The sequence below is a fragment of the Lawsonibacter sp. JLR.KK007 genome (assembly GCF_036941135.1).
In the GTDB taxonomy this organism is placed as follows: domain Bacteria; phylum Bacillota; class Clostridia; order Oscillospirales; family Oscillospiraceae; genus Lawsonibacter.
Genome location: NZ_JAYWSY010000002.1, coordinates 1,358,006 through 1,371,092, shown reverse-complemented (window position 1 = coordinate 1,371,092; position 13,087 = coordinate 1,358,006). Strand labels below are relative to the sequence as shown.

The window sequence follows — 13,087 nt, the reverse complement described above, 5'->3', positions numbered from 1 at the left end:
TCATCACTTTAATTCCTATACTGTAGAAAGCATACGGGGAACGATACAAATTCCTAATAATCGTTTTGTCGTTTCTGACAGCTTATCCAGATTGTTTACAATCAACTCAACCAAAGCATTTCCGTCCATAACTTCAATGTCGTTTTCTTCTGCAAATGCTCTTATATCATCAGCCACCATTGCACTGGTTATAAAATATCCTTCGTATCCTTCATATTCTTTTTGTGCCAACACATCTATGACTTGTTGAATACCCTGTCTGCCAGAATAGCCACTGTGATGTTTTACCTGCACAAATATCTTTTTTGACATAAAAGAATCTTCTTTAATGGCACGAATATCAGCGTCCGCCTTACCTGTGAATTTATTTTTTGCCAGCACCTCCGCTTCATATCCCTCACATTTCATCAATTCACAAACAAGGTTTTCAAGTCCAATCCCGCCCGTTTGAAGATTTGTTTTTCCTTTCTGGATATTTTCAAGCAACCCAGCTTTCAGTTTTTTCACTTCCTCTTGTTCCATGTCCTGCATTTCCTGAGAATAGGAATAAGATTTCCTGCTGAAAATCATTTCAATTTCATCTTTAAATTCAAATAAATTGGCAACCGTATTTCCACGGACACGCAAACGTCTTTGTAAACCTTCTGACAATTCATTACGTGGGATAATCAGGAGTTTCCCATTCTCATAACGATAGTTCACACTTCTTTGATTCGATAAATCCTGCTCGTAATCTTCCGGTGAATAGATTTCCTTTTCATTTGCTTCTGCAAGCGCAATATAAGAATTAAACGGCACAAGAATGTAATCGCCCTTTTTCATATCCTTAAAGCGTTCTACCTCATTCAGATTTTTGGAAATTACCTGTTGTGCCTTATCGCTTTTCTCATAATAACTTCTATGGACTGCATTTTTTACTTCTTGAGAATTAGGGAGCGAAGCAAAGTCAATGTTGCTCCATCCAACAGCAACAACGTTGTTATCAAAGAAAATTTTAAAATCATCTTCACGGGATAGCATGGCTCTAATCATATAATAGTTTCGGTCTGGCATAGCACTCACTCCTTTAATTAGCTTTTGGTTATTGTAATTATATCACTGATACCCAATTCTGAATAGATAACTTTTGATAAGTCCACAAAGGGGTAGCTGGCGGAGCCAGCGCAGGAGAAGTGTAGCTTCCCCTGTGATGATTGGAGCAGATTGAAAATCTGTGAAAATCATCTGCTGTCCGCAGGACGCCCCCGGCAGGGCGCAATGCACCACTTCCCTAAGTGGTGTATAATTGCGCCCTCTTTCAGAGGGGGATTTTCCGGGTTTCCGTTTTTCTGCCCTTTTTACCGTTCCTGCTGTCTGGGCTTTTTGTCAGGATAGAGTTTCCCGGCAACAACGGCGGCATGGCTCTTTATCCTGATTTCCCCCTCTTGTTCGCTGTGTTTTGCGTTCCGGTAGCCTTCATCGGAGAGATAGAAACGGAACCGCTCCCCCTTAAAGCCGACAAAGCAATCTTTCTGTACTTCCAGTGTAATCATGTGACGGGTTTCCGGTCGGAACCGTTCTTTCCCTGACAGGTCATGCCCCTGCATGATTGGCTCCTGTGCCTTTGCCGCCGCAAGCCGTTGGCGGATGGAATTGTCACGCTCTGCAAGGAACCGGGCTTTTGTGGCGGCGACAAACTGGCTGCACTCCGGTTCTGGTATCTTTTCCAGTTTTCGGATGGCGTTCTCCACGATTGCCTTTGTCAATAAGTCCTTTATCACCGGCACGATTTCCTTCATGCCCGCAAGGGTTTCCTCCTTGGTCGGTGCGGCATACTGGTAGATAATGTCCAGTTCGCTTTTTGAAAATTTCATTCCGTGTCCTCCTTCCGGTTTTCTGTAAGAACCTGTGCCACAAGGCGTTTGGTGTCGCTCCGGCAGAACAGCACTTTTAAGATAGTGCTGACCTGCCCGTCCGTCACGGATTCCGGGTGGGGGAGATGGCTTTCCAGCATTGCCCCTCTGGTGCAGAGCCGGTGTGTCCGTTCCTTCCGGTTCAGTGTTTTTATCTGGTGTTCCAGCATTTTTTCCTTATGCTCCGCCCTCCGCAGTTTCGCTTCGGTCTTTGCAATCTCCTGATTCAGTTTTTCCAGCTTCTCATTCATGGGCGGCGTCCTCCTTTGGGAGTAGGATATAGATGTGGCTGACCTCCCCGATTCCCTGACGGACACGCATAATCATCCCGGCCTGTTCCAGTTCGTTTAAAGAACGCTTGCAGGTCTGGGGGCTTCGGGAGAGTGCCGCCGCTATCTCCATGATGGGGAAGCGGATAAACAAAATCCCGTTGCTGTCCTCGATTCCCCTTGTCAGGATTTCATCCAGCAGGCGGGCATACATGACTTTTGCCGTGCTGCTGACCGGCAGGCGGAGCGTCGCTCTTGGGAGCGGCATACAGGACGGCAGGGGTGTACTGGTTATCATAAACTCATAATTCATTGGGTGGTGTCCTCCTTTTGGCACGTTTGGATTGGTAGTGGGGGCAGTCGATAATGACAGCCCGGAAACTCTGCTTACATTCATGCTGGCATTTCCGGCAGAGTCCGTTGTAGCTTCTGCGCCCCCGGTCGTTCAGGAAGAAAGCAAGCTCTTTCTTCAACTTCTTTGACATTCTCGGCATGGTGCCTCCTTCATAGAAAAACCGCCCGTTTCAGCAGTAACAGCCGGAATGGGCGGACAGTAGTTTTTTGTGTAGCTTTTCGGGGCGATTTTCAAGGGAAATACAGCCGTAAAGCCGCCCCAAAATCCCCCTTGGTATTACGGACAGGGCAGACTATGCCCTGTGAAATTGTTGTGTTTCGGTATCGTTTCGGTGTTCATTTTGCCGGTTCCCTCTGCTGTCGTTCCTGCCCCCGTCTAGGCGGCGTTTCGCTCTCCTTGGTACGCTCGTTGCGGTCAGGGTTCCTCCGTTTCCCTGCCGGAAGTCGTTGCGCTACATCGCCGGGGAGCATATCCCATACAGGCCGGTCATTCGATTGGGATAATCCATCGATGAACTTACCTGTATCATAGAACATTTTTGAGCCTTGTGCCGTATGTCCATAAATCAGGAATAAAGCCCAAAATCCAAAAAATTCCACGATTGCGGAATGGGTGTGGTATAATGGCCTTATTGCGGCAGGCTGGCCGCAGGGAAGGAGCAGGAAGCCATGAAGCAGGGGATAACGATTCAGGAGCGGTTAAAGGATTTAAGGATGGAACGGCATTTAAAATTAGAGGAACTGGCGGCGGTTACAAAAATTTCCAAATCAGCTTTAGGAAGCTATGAGAATGACGAACTAAAGGAAATCAGCCACAAAAATCTTGTGGAGCTGGCAAAGTTTTATGGGGTGTCAACGGATTACCTTCTCTGCCTGACAGAGAACAGGAACCATCCGGACACGGGGCTTACGGAGCTGCATTTGAGTGATGATATGGTGGAACTGTTAAAAAGCGGGCGTATCAACAACCGGCTGCTGTGTGAGATTGCCACGCATGAGGATTTCGTTACCCTGATGACGGATACAGAGATTTATGTGGACGGTGTCGCAACCTCTCACTTCCAAAACTTCAACAGCCTTCTGGAAGTCCTGCGGGGGCAAGTCCTTTCCCAATATCAGCCGGTAGAGGAAGATACTGCGTTAAAGGCGTTGGAAGCCATGCAGATACAGGAAGAAGATTATTTCTGTCAGGTCACGCACCGGACTTGGGACACTATCCTCCATGCCATAAGGGAAGCGCACAAGGACGATACGGACAGTGCGCCGGACGGCTCCAATGGCATGAAGCTAATCAAGGACGCAAAGAGGGCGTTGTCCGTGCCGGGTTCCTATCTGGATGTGTTCACCGCCCTTATGTGTACGCAGCTTCAAATTCGGTATGAGAAGCTGTCAGAGCAGGAGCGCACGGTTCTGAAAAATGTCATGAAGAAAACTCCGGCATATAAGGATTCACCATTGAGCAGGATGAAACGGAGATAAGGAAATGCCGCTGCTTGGTTTTTATCCATGCAGCGGCAGTGGCTCGTATATTTATGAATCTGTGTTGCTGTTATGAACCTGCTCAATTAACCATTCAAAATTTTTTCTCCATTCAGATTTCATTCCCTGTTTATTTTTCCAGATTGCTTCTGGCCCGCTTGTACGGGAAATATCTATTCCATAATATCTATCCTCTACAGGAATGACCTGTGCCGTTCTGTTGTTTCCCGTTTGATAGCAATGTTTAATATTTGGTGATTGCAATACTACTGCACAAAAATTTTCCATGGCACGAACTTTCAAAACAACAGAGAGTTTTGTTTCAAAAAAATCTTGCTCAATTTCTTTTTCATGATGATTTACGAGGATATACCGTTTATTCTGATACCCTTTTAGCTTATCAGAATAAAGCAATTTAAGAGAATGCTCTGGCTGCATGATATCCAATCCTTCCACCATGCAAAATACTAAAGTATTCTCCTGACAGGTAAGAATATACAAATTTGTATCTATTTTCTCTGCCTGTTCCAATACAGTATGCATATGTTCCACCGGGAAAAAATAATCCTGATGCTTATTCGCTTTTTCTTTCTGATAAAGACTGTTCTCAACCTGTGCTTTCCCATTGTCTAAAGAAATATCATACACATATATTGTATTGATTTCATTTGTCTTATCTGTATGAACCATGAGATTATAAAATGGAAGCTCGCCACCCTCCGGATTGAAGCCATAAACATATGTATGTGCATTATCATTGGTTCCTGCCCCACCCATAGTTACAAAATTATAGCAATGATTTTCTATTGCCCTCACTTTATTGTATTTGTACCATTTGTCATATATTACATCACCGCCCGTACTGTTGAGAATAATATCCACTCCCTTTATTCCCCACATCCGGCTGAAAAGCGCATGATTGCAGTCATAACAGATGGTCATTCCGATTTTATATTCCCTATAGATAATCGGGGAAAATATTTCCATTGCAATTTCTTTGTAGTCAGTAAAATCAAATGCGGATGACTCTGCCATAGTGTGCTTTATATAAACGGCAAACTCTGTTTCCTTTTCATCTGCTTTATAGTTTGCGAACACACTGTATGGTGTACAGTATTTATCAAATGGACTAAATACTACAGCTTTTTTTATCTGCCGGCTAAGGTTAAGACAGTATTTCCTGATTTTTTCGACATCATCTTCCTGAGCAATATCTAACTGCCATAATTCTTCTATTTCCGGGCAGTAGCAATCCTCTGGAAATACAAGGATATCAAAATCAGCATTAGATGCAATGTCCATGGCACGTTGAAATGCTTCCGGGCTACAGGCGGTTTGGGTCTGTAAGTATAGACCGATTTTCATACCTTTGTTTTTTCCCATTTCTTTCTTGTACATTGGATTTACGTGTAGCAATTTTTTTATCTGACATTCTGCATTTTCGCTGTTCCAGTCAAACTGTCCGTGCATAATACGCACCAGCCTATATCCATGTTTAGCGCACTCAATATCTCGGACACTATCGTAAAATGCCCGAATTGCGTCTCTATTTTCGGGGAAATTATCTTTTGCCTGTATATCTTTACACGCCCGCATCCATAATTCTTTTTCATAACCCAGCATAATGTCTTTCGGATAGGCAGATAATGATACATACCTTGCTTGTGAAAAATGCTGTCTTTCATCGTATTCAATGATAACTTTCCGGCTTTCACACACAAAATCACACCGTAGAACAACATTTCTTTTGGCAAAACTGGTGTCTCCCTGTAATTGCTTTAATCCATCATAAATAGGTCTGTATTCATCAGTTATTTCGTCCGGGGTTTTTAGCCACGGAAAAGTTTTCTCACAAACTATGTCGCAATCAAAATAACGGTTCAGAATCAACTGCAATGCATTTTTCTGCTCAATTACTCCTTTCGATGAAATTTTAATTTTTTCTGCTTTTTCATCTGTTTTTTTTATCAGAATCGTATCTTTTTGCCCCGTTTTTGATGGATTCTTAAATGGAATATTTTTCAAACTCTCATATGATGGATTTTCTGGGAGACTTCCATTGGATACTGGCTGTCTTGAATTCCCATATAAAATCTCGCCGTTATAAAATACATCAAAGCCCAGCTTTCGGAAGAAGCGGACAGTTTCCATTCCTCCGGCATACTCATTTTTTGATATTTCTATCCCATGTGCTTCCTTATAAGCCATTCCCCGGATATGTTTTGCCGGAAGTTTTTTCCCCTCAAACAGTAAAAAAGTTGACTTAGGTTCCGGATATTCCGGGTTATCATTTGTAAACATATGAATTGCTTTTATCACATCTTCTCTTGTGACCGTATTCCAGTCATTCTTTCCCATATGCAGACCTCACTTTCATCATATAATAGGCATCACTCATAATAAGTCAAAACAAACCTATTTGGGAAGTTGATGCTTATTGTCGTATCTCATTATTTAGAAATCTCATCCTGCTCCAACTCTATTACATCTAAAATACCGCAATTCAATGTTTCGCAAATCTTTGTCAGTGTTTCCATGCTGATATGCTTCCCCTTCCCCATATTGGCAATCATATTTGTGGTCAGGCCAGCGGCAAGCCTTAAATCCTCTTTCCTCATGTTCCGCTCTATTAGCGTGTGCCAGAGCGGTTTGTAGCTGATGTGCATTTTTCTCCCTGCCTTTCTGCCCCGGATGGGCGCTTGCCCTCATTATATCAGGTTTCTTGCTAACTCACAAATATTTCTTGACGGTATCGCCGGTTCCGTCTGGATTGTGCTTTTCCTTTCCTCTTTTGATTACCTCTAATTAGCCATGACCTGCTTGACGCCCTGCGATTTTGCTCATGTGAGATAAAGAAGTAAAAGAAGTGTAAAAAATTTTGCCGTTCCCTGTCCGGCTGACTGCCGGACGGGTCGGGCTTTAGTCGGGCAATTCTACCTTGCCGACAAAAGAGTAATAGATTTCGATTTCCTGTCTGCGGAGCTTCCCCCGGCGTTTCCCGTCAAGGGCTTCCGATTCGTGGATTACGATTTTCTCCACAAACTCCCGTAACAGGGTAGGGGTAAGTTCCTCAAAGCTGGTGTACTTGCGTGCCACTTTCATAAACTTTTCAGCGTTTGCCGTGGCTTCCAGCGTCTTAGAAAGTTCGCTCTGCAAAGCGGCGGCTTTCTCTTTCAGTTCCTTTTGCTCGGCTTCATAGTCTGCCGAAAGCTCCGTGAAACGCTCGTCCGATATGCGCCCGGTCACGCTGTCCTCATACAGCCGCTTGAAGATAGCGGAGAGTTCCGCAATCCGTTTTTCTGCCGCTTCCAGCTCTTTCTTCTTGGCGGCGTTCCGGCGTTTGCTCCCGTCCTCGGTCTGCTCGGTCAAGAGCTTCATAAACCGGGCTTCATGCTTGGCGGCGTAGCTGGTGACTTTCCGTAGGTTCTCGGTCACTCCGGCGGTCAAGAGGTCGGTGCGGATAAAGTGCGCCGTACAGTCACGGGTGCGCTTCTTGTAGCTGCCGCATATGTAGCAGTCCTGCCGCCGTTTGTCCGTCTGGTATCTCTGCTGGTACATGACGCTGCCGCAATCGGCACAAAAGAGTATGCCGGAGAACAAACCCACTTCATCATAGCGGTTGGGGCGTGTCAACGCCGATATGAAATTGTAAGAAAACGCCGAAGAAATTTTGTTGTTTTTCGGCGGAGGGGGGGGTAACAAAACTAAGCGTTTCCTTGTTCAAAAAGAGTGTTCACGATTTGCTGTTTCTGGCGCATAAATTCCTTGCGCTCCTTCAGGCGGTAAGATTCGCCCTTGATGTTAATGACGGTGCAGTGATGCAGGACACGGTCCAGGATGGCGGAGGCGATGGTGACGTCGGCAAAGACCTCGTTCCACTGGGAGAAGGTCTTGTTGGAGGTAAAGACGGTGGACGTCTTCTCATATCGCCTGGCAATCAACTGGAAGAACAGGTTTGCGCCCTGGATGTCCATGGGGAGGTAGCCGATCTCGTCGATGATAAGCATCCTGTACTTGGCGAGAACCTTGAGCTTGTCCGGCAGATGGTTCTCAAAGTGGGCCTTCTTGAGCTGCTCAATAAGCTGATGGCAGTTGATGTAGTAGGTAGAAAAGCGATGCTGTGCCGCCACAAGGCCCAGGGCGGAGGCCAGATGGGTCTTGCCCACGCCGGGCGGGCCAAGGAAGACCACATTCTCCCCGTTTTCCAGGAAGCGCATGGTGGCCAGTTCGTCGATCTGGCGCTTGTCGATGGAGGGCTGGAAAGAGAAATCGAAGTCGTCCAAGGTCTTCTTGATGGGGAAGCCGGACATCTCCCCGCAAGGGGGACGCGATAGCTCTAAGCGGCAAAGCCGCTAAGAGCTATCCAGTGGATCTGCTTCTCATAGGCCCGTCTCCGCTTGGATTTGGCTTCTTCTGAGAAAATGTGATCCAAAACCTCCACAATGTTGAGCTTGTCCGCCACCGCCCGTTCCAGGTAATTGTCCAGAATCTCCAGGGTGTTTTTCATCTTAAGGGCTTCCAGGTTTTCCCTCAGCCTGTCCATAGTAAATTCAGTCATACAGCACCTCGTCATATCTGGATAAATCCGATGGTTTCAAGGGAAAATCTATTACTTTGCCCTGTTCCAGCAGAACATTTTCCGCATCCATCGTCTGCTTCAACGTAAGCCTTCGGTAATGCTGAGGATTGACAACCATGTCCTTCCTTTGGTACGATACTCGGTGCAGAGCGATCTGCTTCCCCTCGTAATACGCAGCCAGCATACTGTCGAGGGCCACGACTGCCACATCTTTGCCGACATACTCCGCTGGCACGGAGTACTGATTGCCGGCGTAGGAGATGAGGCAGTCTTTTTGTACTCGCCTCAGGTTGATTTTGTCGATAATGTACTCGCGGGAGAGAGGGCTCAGTCCTTCTTTTTTCAACCGCTCAAAGGGAATTTCGTTGGTGGTGGCGTGTACTTTCCCGTTCACCTTGTTGCACCAGGCCAGGGCCTGTCCGTTCAAGTCCGCCAGACTGTTGTACTTGATCCCCACCATAAAATTATCTCTGACAAACTGCACCGTCCGCTCTACTTTCCCCTTCGTCTGACCCCGATATGGCCGGCACAGAATGGGCTTGAATCCATAGAATCCCGCGAAGTCCTCAAACTGCCGGTTCATCGTGGAATCCTCCTGCTTCAGCAGCCGCTTGATGACTACCTGCTTCATGTTATCGTACAGAATCTCCTCCGGGTATCCTCCAAAGTACCGAAATGCGTTTTGATGGCACCGTATCAACGTGTACCAGGTGATCCTCGAAGAATCCCCAGTCCATCTGCCCCTGCTTCCCGGGCATCGTCTCAAACCGTACCGTCGCTTTCTCATTCAAGTCCATTTTCCGGCTGCTCACATACGCCTTGACAATACTGTAACCTCCGTTGAATCCCATCTCCCGCAGCTTCTCCAGGATCCGCAGCGCTGAATACGGCGCCTCTTCCAGCCACTCGTCCACGATCTGCTTGTACGAGTCCATCTTTGTTGGCTTGGGTTCGCTCAATGTGTACTCCGGCTTCTGCGGCGATTCCGCGTACCGCTTTGCTGTTCGCGGGTCCATGTGGTACTTCCGGCCCAGCTCCACATAGCTCAGCCCTTTTTGTCTGTCGCTTCGGATTTCCATCCACTGTGCTCCTTTCATTTCCTGACTCCCTTTCCGGGCTCTTTTTCGCCCTGATTGGGAGTCTATCTTTTTTCCCTCCTCTCCGCCACAAAACTACATTTTTTCCTCGGCGTTTTCTTTCATTTTATCATTGGCGCTGACACTTCCGTTCCGTTCCTTTCCGGCGGCGAAGCCGCAACAGCCCTAGCGGGAGGGGGCGAAAGGGAGGGAAGGGAATGGGTAATTGATGGGTCAGTAATAGCTTGGTCTTTAGTTACTCTATCTTTATTTATTTGCGTTGGATTTTCCGACGGCGGTTTTTCCGTTGTCGGGTTTTCCGACGACGGTTTATCCAACGACGGCGGCAAAGAAATGGGCTGTTCGTGGATGATGTACTCGTTGCTGCTGAACTTGCCGCCCTCGTCCGTGGTCTGGTGGCGCTCGATGTACCCGGCCCGCTCCAATTCGTTGACGGCGGAACGAATAGCGTCCTTGCTCTCCCGGTTGATATAGCACAGGCCGGTCAAGGTATAATCCCAATCTTCCGGGAGTGACAAAATCTGCGACAGCAGGCCCTTGGCTTTCAGGGACAGGGACTTGTCCCGCAGGTGATGGTTCGACATCACCGTGTAGCCCTTACTCTTTTCCACGCGGAATACTGGCATGGCTTTCCGCTCCTTTCGGTGTCTGGACATAAAAAAGCGGCGTTCCATCTCCCCGGCAGGGAATATGAACGCCGCTCATGCGCCGATATTCGATTTTTTAGTACATATCATGCTTGTCCGCCGCTCGAAAACCTTGATTTTCCTATACTTTCAGAAGTTACGTTATCTAACCTCAGCTTTTATTGATCCTGCATTACAGGAAAACCCGAAATTGAGAGATTGCAGGAGTGATATATACTCCATAGGTGCAATCTGGTATTGGTTGCTTTGCGGGAGAGCGCCCCATGGAAGCGACATGAGGTCATATTTATCCAATGCCGCTCCGAACTTGTCAGATAGACAGATAGGTATTGTGATGAAGTGCCTGGCGGGGAATTTGGATGACCGGTATAGGAATTGTGGAGAGTTGTTGGAAATAATTGGTTAATGAAAGATGTTTAGAAAGGAAATTGCAATATGTATCAATATTCTATGATAGGAAACCACTTTCAAACTCATATGCGTACAAAGTTTGATCTTGACGTCACTTCGGCATCAGCAAATATGTCAAATGTCAGGGGCAGAGAAAACTTGGTATATGAATACATAAGAGATATAGCATCTCTTTTCCAGCCGGTACGTTACGGTCTGCAGGATAATCCAATGGGGCTTTATTCTGACTATGAATCTTTTAAAAAGCATTTTGTAAGGTATTGGAGAAATGCATTAGATATTTCCAGAGCAGATTCGGATAAGATTAGTGAGATGTTTGATGATGAATTAACCACACAGGAAAGTTGTAAAAACCGGAGCATTACAGCGGTGTTTTTTGAAAATGGTAAAGCGCTTACAATAGAGGATTGTCTATATGCGATATATGAAGTGTTGAAAATCGCATAAGTTATTCACACAAACTTGCACGCGTGTGAAATTTTGTTGACATACTTACACCGTTGTGCTAATGTTGTACAAAGGGGTGATAAGATGGAGCGTATAATTCCTGAACATGAAACAATAGAGATAGAATTTAAGAGTGATGTCAAGAAACTGTCAGACTCGGATTTGATTGATGCTATTGTTGCGTTTGCGAATACCCACGGCGGAGATTTATATCTGGGTGTAGAGGACGACGGTACCGTTACGGGACTGCACGAACAGCACCAGGATGCAACACAGCTTTCAGCCTTTATTGCCAACCGGACAGTCCCACCCATTTCGGTTCGAATAGAGTATCTTCATGGGGAGCGTCCGGCGCTGGTGATCCATGTGCCAAGGAGCCGCAGCATTGTGGCTTCTTCTGCGGGGAAGATTCAACGCCGGCGACTGAAAGCGGACGGCACGCCGGAAAATGTTCCGATGTACCCCCATGAGATTAATTCAAGACTGAGCGCGCTTTCTCTGCTTGACTTTTCGGCGCAGCCTGTTCCAGGAGCCCAATACCAGGATTTAGACTCGCTGGAACGGGAACGGCTTCGCAAGATCATCCTTGCGTATCATGGAGAAAAAGTCCTGCTGGAACTGCCGGATGACGAGCTGGACAAGGCGCTGAGACTTGTGACAATAAGCGGCGAACGATATGTTCCCACTTACGCAGGCTTGCTTTTACTTGGGAAGCAGGAAAAGCTGAGGGAACTGATGCCGACGGCGGAGAGCGCTTTTTTGATGCGCCGTGGAACGCAGGTAACGGTAAACGAGACTTTTTTCTTACCATTGTTGGCGGCAATTGAGAAAGTATTTGATTTCATTGATGCCAGAAACCCCGTACAGGAAATGGAATCGGGGCTGTTTCGGATCTCTGTTCCTGCGTATGACCAGCGGGCTGTGCGGGAAGCAGTCGTAAATGCTTTTTCCCATCGGGATTATACACAGCTTGGAAGAGTACTAGTGCAGCTGGACGAGGACGGCCTCACAGTGAGTAATCCTGGTGGATTTATAGAAGGCGTGACGGTTCAAAATATTTTGAGCGCGGAACCGTATGGTCGCAATCCTGTGCTTGCAGACGCATTGAAACGTATTGGTCTTGCGGAACGATCCGGGCGGGGAGTGGATCGGATCTATGAGGGCTCCCTACGCTATGGACGGGATGTTCCAGACTATTCAGAGACGACTTCAAATGTGGTCAGACTCTTTATTCCCAGCGGGGCTCCGGATGAGCGGTTGATTTCTCTCATCACAGAGGAGCAGAGACGTACAGGGGAACCGATGCCGTTGAACGCATTGTTCGTGTTGAACGTTTTGAAGCGGGGACGGCGGGTGTCGCTGGCGGAGATTGTTCAAAATATCAATATTCCAGAGACGAAAATACGCGGCACGCTGGAACGCCTGATAGAGGCGGGCATAATTGAAGCAGTCGGAAGTGGGAAGGGCCGCGTATATATCTTAGACGCGAAAGCATATCGAAACCCGGCACAGTACGTGCGGCAAAGAGGGATTGATCAGCTTAGATATCGGGAATTAGTTATCAGCTTGGCGAAGAAACAACAAAGTATTACGAGGAGGGATGTAATAGAATTACTGCGTGTCACGCCGCCACAGGCATACCGTATATTGAATAAGCTGGTCCAGGATGGCATCCTGGAGCGGAAAGGTACTACCAGTGCGGCTGTATATCGTCTGACTGTGGGAGAATAGCTTTTCTGCGCATGGACAGACAGAGGAGATTCACTTTACAGAAACCCATACAAAACCCATACGGGCATTGAAAAAGCTCATACACAAGCAAAATGTAGGGAGCATGAAGCTACAACAAAGAATCACCGGAAACCATTGCAGTACAACGGTTTCCGGTGCTAAAACAAAACAGGAGACAACA

General features: G+C 46.8%; 12 protein-coding genes and 3 pseudogenes. 3 read left to right on the top strand and 12 right to left on the bottom strand.

Features of this window, described 5'->3' with window-relative positions; all coding sequences use genetic code 11:
- Positions 1 to 15 precede the first annotated feature (15 nt).
- The 5 genes from VV088_RS16665 to VV088_RS16645 all read right to left on the bottom strand — a co-directional run bounded on the left by VV088_RS16665 (position 16) and on the right by VV088_RS16645 (position 2,655).
- Entirely contained in the window at positions 16 to 1,053 is a 1,038-nt protein-coding gene (locus tag VV088_RS16665) for a restriction endonuclease (protein WP_334601827.1), read from the bottom strand.
- A 284-nt stretch (positions 1,054 to 1,337) separates the two neighbouring features.
- Positions 1,338 to 1,853, bottom strand: coding sequence for a DUF5720 family protein (locus VV088_RS16660; protein WP_334601826.1), 516 nt, complete (start codon positions 1,851 to 1,853; stop codon positions 1,338 to 1,340).
- On the bottom strand, positions 1,850 to 2,143 hold the full coding sequence (locus VV088_RS16655; protein ID WP_334601825.1) for a DUF3847 domain-containing protein: 294 nt from the start codon (positions 2,141 to 2,143) through the stop codon (positions 1,850 to 1,852). The genes VV088_RS16660 and VV088_RS16655 overlap by 4 nt, the downstream gene beginning before the upstream one ends.
- The gene (locus VV088_RS16650) at positions 2,136 to 2,474 is read right to left on the bottom strand and encodes a DeoR family transcriptional regulator (RefSeq protein ID WP_334601824.1); all 339 of its coding nucleotides are present in this window, start codon (positions 2,472 to 2,474) and stop codon (positions 2,136 to 2,138) included. The genes VV088_RS16655 and VV088_RS16650 overlap by 8 nt, the downstream gene beginning before the upstream one ends.
- Positions 2,464 to 2,655 carry a hypothetical protein gene (locus tag VV088_RS16645; RefSeq protein ID WP_334601823.1) on the bottom strand — a complete coding sequence of 64 codons (192 nt, stop codon included), beginning with the start codon at positions 2,653 to 2,655 and terminating at the stop codon, positions 2,464 to 2,466. Before VV088_RS16645 ends, VV088_RS16650 begins: the two co-directional genes overlap by 11 nt.
- A gap of 529 nt (positions 2,656 to 3,184) precedes the next feature.
- Here VV088_RS16645 and VV088_RS16640 point away from each other — a divergent pair.
- Positions 3,185 to 3,994 carry a helix-turn-helix domain-containing protein gene (locus VV088_RS16640; RefSeq protein WP_334601822.1) on the top strand — a complete coding sequence of 270 codons (810 nt, stop codon included), beginning with the start codon at positions 3,185 to 3,187 and terminating at the stop codon, positions 3,992 to 3,994.
- 51 nt (positions 3,995 to 4,045) lie between these two features.
- Here the strand turns inward: VV088_RS16640 and VV088_RS16635 are convergent, their stop codons facing one another.
- From VV088_RS16635 to VV088_RS16605, 7 genes and pseudogenes are all read right to left on the bottom strand, one after another.
- Positions 4,046 to 6,352: a carbon-nitrogen hydrolase family protein gene (locus tag VV088_RS16635; protein ID WP_334601821.1), complete on the bottom strand. Its 2,307-nt coding sequence runs from the start codon at positions 6,350 to 6,352 to the stop codon at positions 4,046 to 4,048.
- Between the two features lie 92 nt (positions 6,353 to 6,444).
- Positions 6,445 to 6,660: a helix-turn-helix domain-containing protein gene (locus tag VV088_RS16630; RefSeq protein ID WP_334601820.1), complete on the bottom strand. Its 216-nt coding sequence runs from the start codon at positions 6,658 to 6,660 to the stop codon at positions 6,445 to 6,447.
- A gap of 253 nt (positions 6,661 to 6,913) precedes the next feature.
- Positions 6,914 to 7,621 (bottom strand): annotated as a pseudogene (locus VV088_RS16625) (DUF4368 domain-containing protein); the annotation flags it as partial.
- 77 nt (positions 7,622 to 7,698) lie between these two features.
- Positions 7,699 to 8,552 (bottom strand): annotated as a pseudogene (gene istB, locus VV088_RS16620) (IS21-like element helper ATPase IstB).
- On the bottom strand, positions 8,545 to 9,204 hold the full coding sequence (locus VV088_RS16615) for a Mu transposase domain-containing protein (protein WP_334600071.1): 660 nt from the start codon (positions 9,202 to 9,204) through the stop codon (positions 8,545 to 8,547). The pseudogene istB and the gene VV088_RS16615 overlap by 8 nt, the downstream one beginning before the upstream one ends.
- A gap of 1 nt (position 9,205) precedes the next feature.
- The gene (locus VV088_RS16610) at positions 9,206 to 9,670 is read right to left on the bottom strand and encodes a hypothetical protein (RefSeq protein WP_334600070.1); all 465 of its coding nucleotides are present in this window, start codon (positions 9,668 to 9,670) and stop codon (positions 9,206 to 9,208) included.
- A gap of 280 nt (positions 9,671 to 9,950) precedes the next feature.
- A pseudogene (locus tag VV088_RS16605) lies at positions 9,951 to 10,296 on the bottom strand (helix-turn-helix domain-containing protein); the annotation flags it as partial.
- A 456-nt stretch (positions 10,297 to 10,752) separates the two neighbouring features.
- Here VV088_RS16605 and VV088_RS16600 point away from each other — a divergent pair.
- Complete coding sequence (locus VV088_RS16600; RefSeq protein ID WP_334600069.1) at positions 10,753 to 11,175, top strand: hypothetical protein; 423 nt, start codon at positions 10,753 to 10,755, stop codon at positions 11,173 to 11,175.
- Positions 11,176 to 11,259: 84 nt separating this feature from the next.
- Entirely contained in the window at positions 11,260 to 12,906 is a 1,647-nt protein-coding gene (locus VV088_RS16595) for an RNA-binding domain-containing protein (protein WP_334600068.1), read from the top strand.
- Positions 12,907 to 13,087 lie beyond the last annotated feature (181 nt).